At 53.0% G+C, this 13,977-nt stretch carries 16 protein-coding genes and 1 pseudogene; 7 read left to right on the top strand and 10 right to left on the bottom strand.

The genetic code is table 11. The features are described from left to right. Positions 1–76: 76 nt before the first annotated feature. The 4 genes and pseudogenes from EV674_RS16715 to EV674_RS16700 form a co-directional block, all read right to left on the bottom strand. Positions 77–592: pseudogene (locus tag EV674_RS16715) on the bottom strand (NAD(P)H-dependent oxidoreductase); the annotation flags it as partial. A gap of 8 nt (positions 593–600) precedes the next feature. Further along, the gene (locus EV674_RS16710; protein WP_119014807.1) at positions 601–1,053 is read right to left on the bottom strand and encodes a methyltransferase family protein; all 453 of its coding nucleotides are present in this window, start codon (positions 1,051–1,053) and stop codon (positions 601–603) included. 31 nt (positions 1,054–1,084) lie between these two features. Continuing rightward, a complete protein-coding gene (locus EV674_RS16705; RefSeq protein ID WP_165887113.1) occupies positions 1,085–1,597 on the bottom strand; it encodes a CIA30 family protein in 513 nt (170 codons plus the stop codon). A gap of 127 nt (positions 1,598–1,724) precedes the next feature. Continuing rightward, the gene (locus EV674_RS16700) at positions 1,725–2,408 is read right to left on the bottom strand and encodes a transposase (protein ID WP_119014809.1); all 684 of its coding nucleotides are present in this window, start codon (positions 2,406–2,408) and stop codon (positions 1,725–1,727) included. Positions 2,409–2,809: 401 nt separating this feature from the next. Here EV674_RS16700 and EV674_RS16695 point away from each other — a divergent pair, with 401 nt between their 5' ends. Then, entirely contained in the window at positions 2,810–3,016 is a 207-nt protein-coding gene (locus tag EV674_RS16695) for a hypothetical protein (protein ID WP_132750493.1), read from the top strand. A gap of 155 nt (positions 3,017–3,171) precedes the next feature. Here the strand turns inward: EV674_RS16695 and EV674_RS16690 are convergent, their stop codons facing one another. Both EV674_RS16690 and EV674_RS16685 read right to left on the bottom strand, forming a co-directional pair. Further along, the gene (locus EV674_RS16690) at positions 3,172–3,666 is read right to left on the bottom strand and encodes a GNAT family N-acetyltransferase (RefSeq protein ID WP_119014811.1); all 495 of its coding nucleotides are present in this window, start codon (positions 3,664–3,666) and stop codon (positions 3,172–3,174) included. Between the two features lie 2 nt (positions 3,667–3,668). Next, on the bottom strand, positions 3,669–3,941 hold the full coding sequence (locus EV674_RS16685; RefSeq protein ID WP_119014812.1) for a type II toxin-antitoxin system TacA family antitoxin: 273 nt from the start codon (positions 3,939–3,941) through the stop codon (positions 3,669–3,671). A gap of 176 nt (positions 3,942–4,117) precedes the next feature. On the opposite strand from EV674_RS16685, the gene EV674_RS16680 reads away from it, so the two are divergent. Beyond that, the gene (locus tag EV674_RS16680; protein WP_165887112.1) at positions 4,118–4,558 is read left to right on the top strand and encodes a GGDEF domain-containing protein; all 441 of its coding nucleotides are present in this window, start codon (positions 4,118–4,120) and stop codon (positions 4,556–4,558) included. Between the two features lie 127 nt (positions 4,559–4,685). On the opposite strand, the gene EV674_RS18040 is transcribed toward EV674_RS16680, so the two are convergent. Further along, positions 4,686–5,156 (bottom strand): helix-turn-helix domain-containing protein, encoded by a 471-nt coding sequence (locus tag EV674_RS18040; RefSeq protein ID WP_119014814.1) that lies wholly within the window; start codon positions 5,154–5,156, stop codon positions 4,686–4,688. Between the two features lie 182 nt (positions 5,157–5,338). Here EV674_RS18040 and EV674_RS16670 point away from each other — a divergent pair, with 182 nt between their 5' ends. Together EV674_RS16670 and EV674_RS16665 are read left to right on the top strand one after the other, a co-directional pair. After that, positions 5,339–5,614 (top strand): hypothetical protein, encoded by a 276-nt coding sequence (locus EV674_RS16670; RefSeq protein WP_132750492.1) that lies wholly within the window; start codon positions 5,339–5,341, stop codon positions 5,612–5,614. Further along, a complete protein-coding gene (locus EV674_RS16665; protein WP_119014816.1) occupies positions 5,604–7,010 on the top strand; it encodes a type II toxin-antitoxin system HipA family toxin in 1,407 nt (468 codons plus the stop codon). Before EV674_RS16670 ends, EV674_RS16665 begins: the two co-directional genes overlap by 11 nt. Positions 7,011–7,223: 213 nt before the next feature. Here the strand turns inward: EV674_RS16665 and EV674_RS16660 are convergent, their stop codons facing one another. Together EV674_RS16660 and EV674_RS16655 are read right to left on the bottom strand one after the other, a co-directional pair. Beyond that, on the bottom strand, positions 7,224–7,985 hold the full coding sequence (locus EV674_RS16660) for a hypothetical protein (RefSeq protein ID WP_157983727.1): 762 nt from the start codon (positions 7,983–7,985) through the stop codon (positions 7,224–7,226). Positions 7,986–8,176: 191 nt separating this feature from the next. Continuing rightward, on the bottom strand, positions 8,177–8,842 hold the full coding sequence (locus tag EV674_RS16655; RefSeq protein ID WP_132750491.1) for a hypothetical protein: 666 nt from the start codon (positions 8,840–8,842) through the stop codon (positions 8,177–8,179). Positions 8,843–9,177: 335 nt separating this feature from the next. Here EV674_RS16655 and EV674_RS16650 point away from each other — a divergent pair, with 335 nt between their 5' ends. From EV674_RS16650 to EV674_RS16635, 3 genes are all read left to right on the top strand, one after another. Beyond that, positions 9,178–9,447 carry a WGR domain-containing protein gene (locus tag EV674_RS16650; protein WP_193552729.1) on the top strand — a complete coding sequence of 90 codons (270 nt, stop codon included), beginning with the start codon at positions 9,178–9,180 and terminating at the stop codon, positions 9,445–9,447. 414 nt (positions 9,448–9,861) lie between these two features. Further along, entirely contained in the window at positions 9,862–10,395 is a 534-nt protein-coding gene (locus EV674_RS16645; protein WP_119014819.1) for a phasin family protein, read from the top strand. A 1,476-nt stretch (positions 10,396–11,871) separates the two neighbouring features. Next, positions 11,872–12,732: a hypothetical protein gene (locus tag EV674_RS16635; protein ID WP_132750489.1), complete on the top strand. Its 861-nt coding sequence runs from the start codon at positions 11,872–11,874 to the stop codon at positions 12,730–12,732. A gap of 412 nt (positions 12,733–13,144) precedes the next feature. On the opposite strand, the gene EV674_RS16630 is transcribed toward EV674_RS16635, so the two are convergent. Continuing rightward, the gene (locus EV674_RS16630) at positions 13,145–13,846 is read right to left on the bottom strand and encodes a hypothetical protein (RefSeq protein WP_132750488.1); all 702 of its coding nucleotides are present in this window, start codon (positions 13,844–13,846) and stop codon (positions 13,145–13,147) included. Between the last annotated feature and the right edge of the window lie 131 nt (positions 13,847–13,977).

Genomic DNA, 13,977 nt, shown 5'->3' with positions numbered 1-13,977 from the left:
TTGCCTGCCTCTGGCTCGGCGCAGGCAAGTTCAAGCCGCTACGCCAGCTGAAACCGGCTTAGCGTGCTTTAAATTCCGAGTTCTGAGGCGACCCCAGCATGCGCATCCAGCGCCCCAGCACCCGCATCTGGTTGACGGCATTGAAGGACTGACTGCCCCCGCAGACCTGCATCACCGCCAGCGTCTTGCCCTGTGTGGGTCGCACCGCGCCTGTAGACAGGGGAATCCAGTCAATCTGCGTCTTCATGATGCCCGTCATGGCTCCATGCCGCTCGGGTGAGCACCACACCATGCCTTCGGCCCACTGGGCCAGGCTACGCAGCTCCTGCACCTTAGGGTGGGTATCAGGGGCGTCGTCTGGCAGCGGCAATCCGCTGGGGTTGAAGACTTTGGTTTCTGCGCCCATGGCTTGCAGCAGTCGCTGGGCTTCTTCGACCAACAAGCGACTGAAGGAGCGCTCACGCAGCGACCCGTACAGCAGCAGGATGCGAGGCTGATGGCTCGAGCGAATGGGGTTGGCCAGACGCTCGGGGTCCGGCACGCGGAAATGTTCGGGTGCGGCGGCGGGCAATGCGGACAGTGGCTTGGTCATGGTGTGGTTCAGTAAATCCAGGGTATCAGCCGCCAGGTGCGCAAGCGGTAGTTGGCGTAAGTGGGGTAGTGCTTGAGCAGCCACTGCTCTTCCAGGTGGGCCTTGGCCATCAGAACCGCCAAGAGAGCCAGCCACAGCACCAGACCCAAGGTATTGGCCAGCCAGGCGGCAGCACCCGCCGCAAACAACAAGACAGCGCCGTACATCGGGTGCCGCACCCAGCGGTAAGGACCCTCTTGCACCAGTCGCCCGTCAGGATGGGGCTCGGGGTGGACATTGAAATTTCCCGGGCGATTGACCCACAGCGTCAAAATCCCCAGCAGTGCACTGGCCAGCCACAGCCCGACGCTCAACGCCCCGGGCAAGGACTGTCGCGCCTGCAGCAAGCAAAGAACGGCCAAGGCCGACAAGAGGGCAAACTGCAAGGCGACCCAAACATGGCCAAGGGTTCTGGGGTTCATGCGCTGAGCATAGCGATACGGTGCCGCGAAGCTACCCAGCCGCAGGTAATTGCTCCAGACAAGTCACTCGGCGAATGGCCAACTCGAAGGGTCCGGTTTGCCGGTCCGCCACCATCCATCCCACTTGGCACACCTGCTGTGGGGAGAGTGGCGCAGCCCCCGGTACGGGCTGCCCTCGGTAGCGGGCACTGAAGGCATGCAGTGGCAGCACGATATCGACCCAGACGCCGCCAGGTGGCTCGAACACTGCCTGGTAGTTGATGCCGTCCAGACCAGCGTCCATGCGCAGGTTGAACTTGTAGCGCTTGCCGTCCCCCCTGACTTGCAAGCCATAGCCGACCGTACCCGCATCCCCCAAGGAAATCGCAGGGTGGCGCACGGAGGCAAATCCACCACCATTGTCGGTGGACATCACCCCTGTAAAAACGGCATGGCCCTCGGGATGAAACACCAGCTGACTGGTGGATACGCCCCCCATGACCCGGTCATCGATGGCCGACCAGCCGTGTACGCAGTCAGGTGCGTGGAAGTCCAAGATGTGCATGGCCCTATTCTGGCAGTTGGGCAGCTGTAGAGATTTCACCAGGTTGCGCGCGAAACCCCGGCACTCATACCGGGGGGGCATCGATGTCTGTAGACAGGATGGAGGACGCACGCACCCTTGGATACCGCTACTCGCCTTTTTCCTGGAGGGCAGCTACGTGGGTAATTTCGCGCACAAACACGGCCAAGAGTTTTTTGAGCAGCTGGTTGTCAGCCTGTGTTTGCTGCAAAAGCTCTTGTGGCGCGCGAGCGCTTTCCGCTGCCGAGAGGATGGGCTGAGGCACAGCACTGCCGAGAGCTTGTTCAACATCGAACTCCTGGAGCCAGCGGCGCAGAAGACTTGCGTTCAAGTTCAGTTCGCGACACACGATGTCGATGGGCAGCGCATGCTCGCGCACCATTTGGGCGACTTTTCGCTTGTAAGCGCTCTCGAAGTAACGGCGGCGGCGTCTTTTCTGGGTGACAACAGGGGGATAGCAAACACCCCGGCTGGTACTTTCAGTACGAGGATTCTCTTTTTCCGCAGCCCCCCTGCACAGGGCTGTATCTCCTGCCTCAAACTGCAGGGCTCTGAGACGTTTGATGGCTGCGACGCCCGTCACACTGCGCCCATAGGCGTACTGCAGGTTTGCGCTGGTCGTGGGGCTGTTGCGCAGAATATCGAGTGCTTCTGACAAGTTATTGATAGCCCGTTGGTGCAAGATGGTGCTATCGCTCAGAGCGTAAATCTCATCGAGAAGGTCTCTGCCGCTGGAGGATGAAGGCGCTGGAGAGTACGCAGGCGAAGACGCAGAAGTATTGACGTGTGCCATGGAGGGGCTCCGTTACGAGACTCAGAACCCACACACTGCGTTTTCAAGCGCAGCGGGTGGACGGGATGTTGAAAACACGAGTAACGTCGTGCGGCCAGCCTTGCGGTGTGACCCATCCCGCCCAAAAAACTCAGACGTGACAAAACCCCGCTTTCCGGTGGGGGTTGCAACCGCGCTACTGAAGGTGTTTTCAAGCACCTGGTCTTTCGACCTGCCGACAATTTACCACGAGTCAACTACTCCGGTATGCCGAGGTTTCCTCGCTTACCTCGCACCGGCTGAACCCAGTCGTGCGTTCTTGCAAGTCGGAGCTCAACAGAAACCGGGCTTTCAGTTCGGACCAGGTCACCAGCCCCGGTGTCTTTTGACGTTGAATACGTCTACTGAGCTTGCCCATTTTCGTGAAAGTTAATTTGTTTCTTTGTTTCTTTCTTCTGGCGGCTGAGGCTGGAGCCCAGGTTGCTGGTCAGCAGTGTGCGGCCCAGACAGAGAAGGCCGAGAAGGCCATGGAAGAAGCAGCACGTTACGCGGGTCAGGTGGACGCGCTAGAACGCCAAGTCAAAGACCTTATGGAAAAACTCAGTTCGTCGGCTCCTTCTACTAAATAGATTGCCAACTCACTGCTAAGTTGACGTTTTTAAATTGCGAAAACAGCCATTACAGTTTATTTCGTTTGTCAATCGCCAAAGTTCAATCAGAAAGCACTTTTCATGGACAGGATAGCCGCAAAGTCACACGTGATTTGTGGCTAGTTTGTGCTCAGCTAACGCGCTGATTTATGGCCTTGCAAGCGCAGCATAAGTGTCATCGGGTCCATCGGGGATGGCTGAAATCCGTAGTGCTCATAGAACGCCTTTGCGTTGTCGTTCAGCGCATGCACGAGCAGAGCACGAACGCCCGCGTTTTCTGAGACCACCATGGCCCGCAGAACCGCATCCTTCAGCAAGGCTGCTCCCAATCGTTGCCCCTGTGCAGCATGCGCGACAGCAAGCCTGCCTAGCACCAGTACCGGAATGGGGTCTGGCATGTTGCGGCGAACGCCGCCCGTTGCACGTTCGTGGGAGACCGCCCCTACAGCCAGCGCGTAATAACCCATTACTCTGGGTGTGTCGTCCAGCACTACAAAAGTACGGCTGGCCCCGTTGAGTTGGTTGGTCAGTGCACGGCGCCGCAACCAGTCGTCCAGACTGGGTTCACCACATTCAAAGGTGCTTAGGTCATGGTCAGCGCGCAGGGGCTCTGGAGCAGACAACCTCATGGTTAGTTGGCCAGCTCAGCCCAGGGGGCTTGTACGCCCATCAATCGATTTAGGTCGGCATTTGGAACCGCAGGCGCATCGAGCATTTCAGTGAATTGCTTAAATTTCTCGGCATCCAGGCTGAAGAACACTTGGTCGAGAACTACAGCTCGTGCTCGCTCGCATGCTGCCTCAAGCATAAAGTCGGACCGGTTCTTTCCCAGTACTGCGGCCGCTTGGTCAATCAGGTCTCGTTGGTCGGGCCGGGCTCTGAGATTGATGGCAGCATCACGCATGACAAAATTCCAATTTGTGTATCGAATAGCTATACATCTTAAATGGATGTGTAGCTATTGTCAATACAATAACTGTGGTTTGACCTTGACGGCGCCAAGCAGACACGAACGCAATTAGGTGGCATCCCTTCTACGCAGTGGGCGTAGCTAAATTGTGTACGGCAGAAACTGAAACGTTGCCCCGCTTTGCCGAGCGACCATCCCAACGGCGCCTGGGGGGAGGCCGTGCCGTGCTGTTTTGTGATGTGGACCGCTTCAAGTCCATCAACGACACCTACGGCCACGCCGCAGGTGATGAGGCACTGCGGGCGCTCGCGAACCGCATCCGTGCCTGCGTGGGCAGCAACGACGTCTGCGCTCGCATGGGCGGTGACGAGCTTTTGGTGATTCTCGGCGGGATTCACGCAGTGGAAGATGCCCGTCAGATTGAAGAAAAAATTCGTCAAGCCGCCGAACGTCCGATTCCAGTGGGACACGCTGAGGTGAACACGTCGCTCAGCATTGGTGTTGCGCTGGTAGAGCAGGGTGAGGAGTTTGACCAGGTCATGGCACGTGCCGACACCGCCATGTATGAGGCAAAGAAGAACGGCCGCAATATGCTGGTTCTGGTGGAGTGACGCGCTGGCAACCGATAGTCTTGACTGCATTAGGATGAGCCTTGTCTCAAAAACGTACAACAACTCGACCACGCCATCGAGAGCCGCTTGCCTGAGCTTGGCCAAGCCTTGGCCTACGCGCTCAAATTCATTGGCATCGCGCTTTTTTCAGCGACCTGCGCCCCCTTTTGTAGCTCAGGCCCCGTTTTTTGAGCCACACCGACAGGCGCTCCAGACTGAAGCTGGGTGCATCGAGATAGCGCTGGTGCAACTGCTGGGCAATTTGTACTGCCGCGTCCACCAGCTTGTCGCTGAGTTTGCGTGGTGCACCCCCTTTGTGACCATCTAGTATGCCTGCAAGCCCTTGGGTTCTGTAGCTTTTGGCCCAGTTGTACACCGGCTGGTCACTCACTTGCAGTAGCTCACAAATATGCGCCACCTTGTGGCCTCGCTGCAAAGCCAGCAAGCCCAAGGCACGGCGGCGAAAGTCCGCATAGGGGGCGTGCAGCCATCTCTTGCATCGTGAGAATCTCGTGTGCCTCCAGAGGCTTGCCCAGAAGTTTGGAGGGGCGGGCGCTGCCAGCAGGCATAGACACTGCGCTGGCCTGCGGTGAGTCAACGAGGTCTGAAGATGAGCGAGTTGGGGTGCGGGCTGTGTCGGTCATGGCGAAAAATTGTCGCGCCGACCAAGAATCCACGATGGTTTCGCAAGGTTACTTATTAAAGTAGCAAAAAAAGAAAAATATATACTTTGTTAGCATGAAAACCCACCAAGCCGTAGCTTCCCTTTTGAAGCAGACCATGAAGCGCCAGAAGATGCCTCAAGTCCGTCTGGTGCGTGAAGCTGGCCTGTCTGCGCGTACCCTGCAGTTGATTCTGAGCGGTGAGCACGATTTCAAACTCAGCTCCTTGTTCGCCATAGTCGACCGCTTGGGACTGGAGATGGTGCTGGTTCCCAAGGAGAGTGCTGCTGCGGTGCAGGCTGGCCAATCACTAACCACTGAGCCGGTGGTGGAATCCAAGGTCCAAGCGGCTCTTAATGCATTGAAAGAGAGAGGTGCCGACCATGCAGATTAAAGCGCTGGGCATCTTCCTGGGGGATACAACATCTGCTCACCGTATTGGCATACTGCTCCGATATGCCTTGGCTGAAGATGCTGTTACACAGCGGTTTGTGGCCGATAAGCACTTTGCAGAGCGTGAGAATGCTCCGGTGTTGAGTGCTTCCTTGCTGGCAGCCGAGCCTTCCCAGCAGCGTCTGCTGTGGCAGGACTACACATCTACCTTGCTCAACGGCAAGCACTCGGCAACGAATGGCTGGCTGCTGCCGGCGTTCTTTCAGAACCTACTGCCAGAAGGTGTGTTTCGAGACCACGTGGCCCAGCTTCGGGGATGCCATCCCAAAGACCATTTCGAGATGCTGGCGGCCTGCGGCAAAGACCTGCCGGGCAATGTGTATGCCTTGCCAGTGGAGCTGAGCCCAGCGCAGTTGCAGCGCTATGTGACCCAGGAACAAGATGCCCTGGAGCTTGGCATGACTGCTCTCCCGATGCCGCAAGGGGTTTCTCTCTCTGGAGTCCAGCCGAAGTTGGCCGTCAGCAAATCGGATGGCCGTTATGTGGCCAGAACCAAACTCGGTGACACGCACCTCATTGCCAAGTTGCCTGTGGTTGGCTATCCGCGGTTGCCGGAATTGGAGGCCTTGTCCCTGGAAATGGCCAAGGCCGCAGGGGTTCACGTGTGCGATGCTGAGCTGGTGCCGCTGGGCATGCTGCAAGCCGAGCATGGCTATGATTTGGGGGATACGGACACGACCACCCAGTTTCTGGCAGTGCACCGCTATGACCGAGACCAACCAGGGCGGGTGCAGTGTGAAGATTTCTGCCAGGTACTGGGTGTTTGGCCAGAGGACAAATACACCCAGGGCGACTACACCCAGGTTGCAGCGGTTTTGCTGCAGCTGGTTGGTGAGCCAGGCGTGCATGAGTTGCTGCGCCGCTTGCTGGTCAACGAAATGCTGGGCAACTCTGACATGCACTTGAAAAACATCGGCATCCGTTACCCCGATGGGAGAACGCCTGATTTGCCTGGTGCCTACGATATCGTTGGGTATGCAGCTTATGGGCCGCACAAAGGACATGCACTGCCTTTGCTGCCTCGTCCCTCTGGCGAGGCTTTGAAGCCCAAGGTCAGAGCGGGCACTGTGCAAGCGGCATCGGGATACCAACAGTTGACGCCGATGATTTTGCGCAAGTTTTGCGCTTTGCTGAACATTCCAGAGAAGCCTGCTCAGGCGGTGCTGCGCCGCTGTGCGCAGGCAGCTGTGAATGTCTGGCCCACTATGGTGGAGCGCTCCAGTATCACCACACAAATGAAGGTCAAATTACTCACCCACTTTGAAGGTCACCCTGCGGTAGCAAGCTTGCGGGTGCGACAGGCAAAGCGCTCAGAGGGCCAAAACCCTGCTGAATAACCCACCCCCAGAAGGGAACTGCTGATGTGTGAGGCCGACGGATGAACCAATGACGTTCTTGGGGTGCTCACGCTGGTGAGTTTTGTTTACACCGTCTCTTGTTCACCGGTACAAAACCCACGGTGAGAAGTTATTCACTATCTGGCTTGACCGGTGATACGGATGACTCACCAATCCGTCTAACCCGGAGAGTGGTCGTAGCTGCTGCTGCACTCACCTGTCCAACAGTCCCATGACTTCTTTTTGCATCCTTGTCCAATTTTTGGGGCGATGTAGCTGTTTATGCATGGTGAGCGCGTCATGGGCATGTTGTACTCTGAACCACATTTGCTGAACCAGCTCGACGGTTGCTTTGTCAAATTGATGATTCCGCGCAAAGAATCCGCCGTCAAATGGCATGATGGCTTTGAGCCGAGTGCAGGCTTGATTGATGGTCTCCAGTAGACCAATAACTTCCCGCTCGGGGGAGGGGGCGTCCTGTCCTTGTGCGTCTGCCGCTACTTGGAGAGCTTTGGGCTCCACCAGCAAGTTCTTCGCGCCCCTCTCCACCCGTCTAAGAGCCTGCTGAATTTCTTCATTGGCCAAGATGGCGTCACGGTTCCCACAGGAGGCTGCTGATTCGATTTGCTGGAGGGCAAACGAGAGACTGCCTTTCACTCGCTCTTCTTGCGCTTTGAATTGCTGCTCCTGCGCCTTTTTTCTGGCGGGCTCCAGCACGTCGGTGCGGATTTTCTCCATGATGGTGGCGTAGCGCTTTGGGTTGCCGGCAGTCGCCTGCCGCAGCTTCTCCTCAAATTCTGGTGGGATGTCAGTGCATTCCCTGGAAAAGGAGCACAGGTACGTTTGCGTGGAGGCGCCGTGGCCGCCGTCAGTGGCCTTGCGGTAGCCATTGCGGTACAGCATGACGCTGGTTTTGTTGAGCTTGAGAGAAACAGAAAAGCCAATGCTGGCGTCCATTGTTGAGGGTGTTTGCATATCAGATTCAAAACGAGTAAATGAATCTGTGTATAGACACGCCATGCCCCCAAGTGAGGGGCACAGGGCGAGAAAATATTCCCTGGGCACCCTTACCAGCTCAAACTGGACGGGTGCAGAATTTTTCGGAAACCACGTCTAACGACGTAAAGTGGTTCGCAAACAAGCTTGTAATTAGACCAGAAGGGAGGTTATTCCTTGCCAGAAGCCTTTTTTCGCTTTAATTCTGTCACGGTAAAATTCTTAGGAGGTTTGAACAGAATAATCTCTTCTTCTTGTCGTCCGAGCTTGAGCGCAGCCGCCTCGCTTTTTTCAATCTGCGCAGTAACGAGAATTGGTTTGCCTAGTTGCCTATAACGTCTCAAAAATGGGAATGCTTCAGCTACATTTCGCTTCAGAGACCAGCTGTATCCAAATTTATTGTTTTCATAGCAACCTCGGTAAACAGTCAAGTTCTCTGGCAAATCATCAAAAACTTCAACTTCTTCCGGGTCCATCATCGTATAGAGAGGGCCATATTCTATTTGATGGATATCAAATAGGGCATCGCGTAGCTCATCGATATGCAAGCCAATGTCATCCATGACCTCCCAGTACTTTCCAAGCAATTTCAAAAAGTCGTCAGTCGTAATCTCTGAGGCGGAATCCAATAGTCTAGAAAGTCGCTCGGTAGAGCCCCTAAAGTTCAGCAGTTGGTCACACCAATCATAAGAATAAGGCTCAAGGTGAATTAGTATATTTTCTTCATCTTCTTTCTTAATCTGCCGCAGTATTTCTGCGAGTTCTTCTTGATTTTTGGCAGCATTTATCCTCAATGAAATATTATTGATGATTTCGTTTTGGTTTGGTGGTTTCATGTGTATACGTCTGTGTATCTCGTGAGCATTTCGTCGAAATTTCTTCCGAAGATGTTCAGAGTGACTAAGCGACAACAACTGTGCCGAGAACTGGCCCTTTGCACACTCGCTACGCTATAGCGAACGTGCTCATACCAACGAACTGCGACTCCATGTTGATGGAAGACCGCATTCGAGCATCATGACACGTAAAAAGTCATACCAAACGTGCTGATTTCGCCAGCTTGATGCACCAACGTTGGAGACCAGGAATAAACGCTGCCTCTACCTGAAACTAATAAGAGTCAAGTTGGCACTTGGCTGTACGCTTACATTTTTGAATGCAAGAGAGGGCCATGCGCATTCGTTGGGAGTCCGCTACCCGCTACTACGAAGTTTTTTTGCAGCAAGACCTTTTCGGTGACTGGGTTCTTAGCACCTCACGCGGAGGACTGCGTAACCGTCTGGGTGCTTTGCGGCATCTGGCCTTGCCCTCAAAAGATGCCGCGGTTGGGGAGCTGGTCACCCTTCACAAGCAGAGGCTGAAACGGGGCTATCAGTTGGTGTCGATGTGGGAGGTTCCGGATAAAGCGGCCTCACTCATCAAAACCGTGGGGCGTAGTTGACACACGGCGAGGGATGAGCACTGCGAACTCAATTGCACCAATCGAAGATTGGCAAGACGAGACGGTACGCTCTAGGGCTGCCATCTTTCTATCAAGCGTGTGCAAAGCATTGGCATGAAGAAGCATTTAGCAACTTCGATTGCGTCGAGGCTACCTCCCCCCTTAGCCTTGCACCCCTCAGTCCATTCGTCAATGGTTTCTACAATGTTTTGGCCTTTAGATTGGGTTTGCAGTAGGTGACTAGAGCGTGTTATGAACTTTGAAAAATTCTCTTTTGTGATAAGCACTTACGCACGTTTTTTCAAAAGTGGAAATCGTGGAATTCTTCAATAAAATCAATGACTTGCACAGAAGTTCATAACACGCTCTAAGTCACCTTCAGGTTTTCGGGCAGGCCCTCTGGAAGGTTTCACCATGAACACACTCAATAACGAAAAAATCGCCAATGCCGGTAAAGCCGCTGCCGAAGAAATGAGCCAGATGGCCCAAACCGCCTATACCGGCTTCGAGAAGCTGGCCCAAGCTAACCTGGCTGCCAGCAAAGCAGCACTGAGCGACAGCCTGGACACGCTCAAGGAAATGGCCGCAGCCCAGTCGCCCCAAGAAGCCTTGGCGGCCCATGCCAAACGTCTGCAGCCCATGGCTGCCAAAGCCGCCGAATACGGCCAAACAGTGATGCAAATTGCAGCCGAGACCGGCGCAGCGCTGGGAAAAGTCTCTGAAGGCAAGTTCTCCACCACACAAAAAGCCTTTGGCGAGATGATGAACAACGCCGTCAAGAACGCCCCCGCCGGCACCGAAGCAATGATGGCTGCATTCACGCAAGCCAGCAGCGTCGGCGAGCAGGCCATGAAGACTGCTCAGGACATGGCGCAAAAGGCCTTCGCACAAGGCAATGCTGTGGTGACCGACGTGGTCGCCAAGGCCACGACGGTCAAGAAGTCCTGAGCGCCACGCCTTTTCAAGGCGTGAGCGTCACACCGTGGTGAAAGTACAGGCGTTTCATGCTCTACAGAGATGAATGCACTGGGGTGCATCTTCATCACGTTGTGACTTCAGCGGTGGCCACCAGCTTGAGTTTGCTGCGGCGCAATTCCTGTATCGCAACCCAGATATGACTTCGGGGATGCAGGCTTGGTGCCGCTGGCGTACCTGGCGCAGCAAGCTGGTCGCAGTCTCTAGGGGCACACATCGCATCAGAACGGTACAGCTTTGCCATATCCATGGAAGCCACATCCTGGCCCATGAGGTTGGAAGGGGCGGGTAAATCCCACACGTGCATGGTCGGTGGGGCATCAGCAAAAGGGCGCTTAACAGTCGTCCACCGCTCTCGCTCACCTCTGGTTGTTTTGAGGAGCCCCCATGCATCCTGGAGGCAATGATTTAACCAAGGGTTTGGCAAGCTTGGCCGTGTGTTGCGCAGCACTTTAGCCCGCTAGCCGACTCGTATGGGTACCCCCGAACTGCCAACTCCTTCGCGTCACTGGAAGCCCGGTGCCAGATAAAAAAGGAATAGGCATCAAGAGATGCTCTTGTAAGGTCGGAGAGGTCGGGGTACCCATATGACTCCTCTTAACGTCGGAGAGGTCAGGAACCCTACTGATTTTTAGAGCCATTTTTGAAGGTATTTGCCTCCATCAACAACCTCAAAACGGGGCATTCTCAGTGAATCGGTAGGAGCCTGAAAGTTCGCTGGATGGCCACATACATGGCAGCTTTTTGAGCCACTATTGGGTTCCTGTTCATACACCGCATCAGCCCATTTTGTGGTGACGTATCTGGCCTGTGAATTGCCAAACACGCGTCTGATTCGATACAAAAGCCGCTCTGAACGGGCTGTATCCAGCCTTCGCATCGGGTTGGCACAGCGTACTTACAGTGCCGCTTCATCTTATAAAAAATCAGCCAACTTGAGCCTCGAGACACGCGGGTGAGTGTCTGTGCACTACCCCTTGTTTGCCGGTGTGCCACTCATGGTGAGAAGCCATGCACCTTGTGTGCTGTACCGGTGAGTGGTTGCGGGTGATGCCGCAGTCGCTGTGCATTGTCACTGCATGAGTTTCTGTTGCATCTCTGGCCAATATATTTAGAACCTTGGCGTTTGTCATGCTGTTTCAGCTTATACGCTTTACGCGCAGCTGTGCAACATTATGACACGTGCATATAACTGCACTGCCGTACAACCTACAGCACCTTTCTCTTGCAACCAAGTCCGTTGCACGTCAATTGGGGAAGTGTTGTTCTCTTGCAAGAATTCTTCTGTTTCACCATAACTGCTTATCCCTACAAATACTTATCAAAATGGTTGCTTGCCTTCCTATACTAAATTGCATGACTTGATTTTCGCAGGAAATATTAAGCAAGGCAGTGTGCCTGACCCACCAGTAAGGAATGAAATTCAACTTTAGAGGCAAGAGGTATACGATGAGCTATTTTGATGAAAACACGGCTTCCAAGTACGTAGAAAAAATGCTTTCGTTTGTCAGCGACAAGCAAATTCTTAACTTGGAGCCTCATGAAATCCAAGCCGGAAGCATTTCACAGCAAAGCGGCACTGCAAAGAGCTACTGTGCAGAAAAAATTGATGACTTGGAAAAGGCGGTGAATGCAAAGGCAAAAAGAGCCGAAGCAAATGACCTAACATTTGAGGAGCGGCTTTGCATTGCCAAGGACTACAAGAGGCTGAACGAGGCTGACGTTGAAGACCTCATAAGGGCAGATTGTGATGTGATTCGTTTGCGGGGTGAAAAATCACAATCGTCAGACGAAATCACAAGAATCGCTCGTGTGCTAGACGTTCCTGCAATTTGGCTACAGTACGGTGGTGAGGTTCACTTGCCAGCAAATAGCCACATTGGTGTTCGAGTTGGCAAGGAGAGTTTTATTTACAGGGAATCTCTGTACTCTAAAACTATCGAGTTCTACTCAAATTTGTCTGAAAATTGTGACCCCGATTGCGCGCAAGCACTCGTAGAGCAGCAGTTGGAAAACGACCAAGAGCTATCGAAAATTTCTCGTAGGGCAGGCGGTCAGTGGAAAATGGTCAGAGGAGCCCTCATTTTTGTTGCATGGGTTAAATCTGAAGGGCTTCATCCTACCTGTGGAGCATGGTCTGATGAGGTGGAAGCCATGATTGCTGAGGAGTTGTCTACAAAGACTACTGTTTACAGTGCTTGGCTTTCTCTGAAAGCACGCTGCGAAGCCATAGGAATTTTCAAAGGGAAGTACCCTAGTAACGTAGAGCTGCATAAGCTGATAGAGAAGGAAAAACCTTGCCTTCATTGATTTTGGGCTTTTGGATTGCCCGAGCTTTATTTGAGTTAAAGATTTAGCAGGTATTGGTTGCAACTATCGTGGGGTGATGAATTGCATTAAATCCACGCGTTGTTCATTCATGCAAACCTCTCAGGGCGCAATGGCATTAAATGCTATTGCGCCCTTTTTTCCTGAAGCTCCCTTTGAAACCAGAATCTTCTGGTTCACTGACCGTGTGGTTCGCAAGAACGTGTCCTGGTTTGCGCTATCGGTTCGCATTGGGCAGGGGCAGCAAGCAGCAACAGACAGAAAGACAGTAAGCTTGTGCCGTCTATGTAGCGGCCATCTGGTACTTTCTACTGCACTTGGGGCGATGGTACAGACGCTTTTGTAGAGGCTGAAGGCATCCTAGTTGGGCGTTGTTGCACAAGCCCATGCATTATTACCGCGTTATTAAATTTATCAAATCGTCATATATTTCAGGCGGAAATTTTTTTAACCTAACATTCTTTCTTGCCTCACTAACTCCTTGCGGGAAAATTTCCTTGTTAGATTCGACGCTTGTAAGATAAGCATCTCTAATATGTTTCTCTGATATATTAAACTCTTCGGCAAGTATTGGTGTGGCTGAATTTTTAGAGTATTTCTTTGGATTTACTCCCCGGGAGCTATCTTCGTATTTATCAACGTTCATTCTAGCTTCTATCGTGAGCCACCTCCAGGCCAAAACTTTATGTTTTTTTGCCGTACGCTTAACCCTTTTTTCAGTTTTTGCTCGCATCGAGTCGGAGACTGCTCTGACTCTTGTATCAGCCACCAGCTGCATCAAAACGTTTAAATCAATGCGTCCAAGGTTTTCATCAAGCCACTTTGCTGCCTTTTCCCTGTCTGGTTTTTCTGAATTTAATATTGAAGATAAATCTACTGATATACTTTTGTGGCTTTCATCGTTAAACCAGTCCTTGACTCTTTCTTGCTCTTTTTCATGCCAGATGGAAATTTTTGAGAGCGCCGAGAAGGATAAATTCTCTATAGAATAAAAGTGCTTACGGTCTAAGGCCTTAGATAGCCTTCTAAGCAAATCTTCATATCTTTCTTGATATTTATCATTATTATCATCACCACCATCTAAGTAGTCAAACATACTATCCCTCTAAAATTTCTGGGCAACAGAGACGGTTTATTGACTAGAAATAAAACAACTTGAATCAAGCGGCATATTTGACAGAATCCTTCCCAAAAAACTGCTGCACCTTTTTGGGCGATTTCTGCAAA

The organism is Simplicispira metamorpha (genome assembly GCF_004341365.1).
In the GTDB taxonomy this organism is placed as follows: Bacteria; Pseudomonadota; Gammaproteobacteria; order Burkholderiales; family Burkholderiaceae_C; genus Simplicispira; species Simplicispira metamorpha.
The sequence above is the reverse complement of the archived record's forward strand: the minus strand, read 5'-3'. Positions and strand labels throughout refer to the sequence as shown.

Bases quoted from the DNA above. Each gene is read 5' to 3' on its own strand.
- EV674_RS16710 (WP_119014807.1), bottom strand. From the start codon at position 1,053: ATGAACCCCAGAACCCTTGGCCATGTTTGGGTCGCCTTGCAGTTTGCC.
- EV674_RS16705 (WP_165887113.1), bottom strand. From the start codon at position 1,597: ATGCACATCTTGGACTTCCACGCACCTGACTGCGTACACGGCTGGTCG.
- EV674_RS16700 (WP_119014809.1), bottom strand. From the start codon at position 2,408: ATGGCACACGTCAATACTTCTGCGTCTTCGCCTGCGTACTCTCCAGCG.
- EV674_RS16690 (WP_119014811.1), bottom strand. From the start codon at position 3,666: ATGAGGTTGTCTGCTCCAGAGCCCCTGCGCGCTGACCATGACCTAAGC.
- EV674_RS16685 (WP_119014812.1), bottom strand. From the start codon at position 3,941: ATGCGTGATGCTGCCATCAATCTCAGAGCCCGGCCCGACCAACGAGAC.
- EV674_RS16670 (WP_132750492.1), top strand. From the start codon at position 5,339: ATGAAGCGCCAGAAGATGCCTCAAGTCCGTCTGGTGCGTGAAGCTGGC.
- EV674_RS16665 (WP_119014816.1), top strand. From the start codon at position 5,604: ATGCAGATTAAAGCGCTGGGCATCTTCCTGGGGGATACAACATCTGCT.
- EV674_RS16660 (WP_157983727.1), bottom strand. From the start codon at position 7,985: ATGCAAACACCCTCAACAATGGACGCCAGCATTGGCTTTTCTGTTTCT.
- EV674_RS16655 (WP_132750491.1), bottom strand. From the start codon at position 8,842: ATGAAACCACCAAACCAAAACGAAATCATCAATAATATTTCATTGAGG.
- EV674_RS16650 (WP_193552729.1), top strand. From the start codon at position 9,178: ATGCGCATTCGTTGGGAGTCCGCTACCCGCTACTACGAAGTTTTTTTG.
- EV674_RS16645 (WP_119014819.1), top strand. From the start codon at position 9,862: ATGAACACACTCAATAACGAAAAAATCGCCAATGCCGGTAAAGCCGCT.
- EV674_RS16635 (WP_132750489.1), top strand. From the start codon at position 11,872: ATGAGCTATTTTGATGAAAACACGGCTTCCAAGTACGTAGAAAAAATG.
- EV674_RS16630 (WP_132750488.1), bottom strand. From the start codon at position 13,846: ATGTTTGACTACTTAGATGGTGGTGATGATAATAATGATAAATATCAA.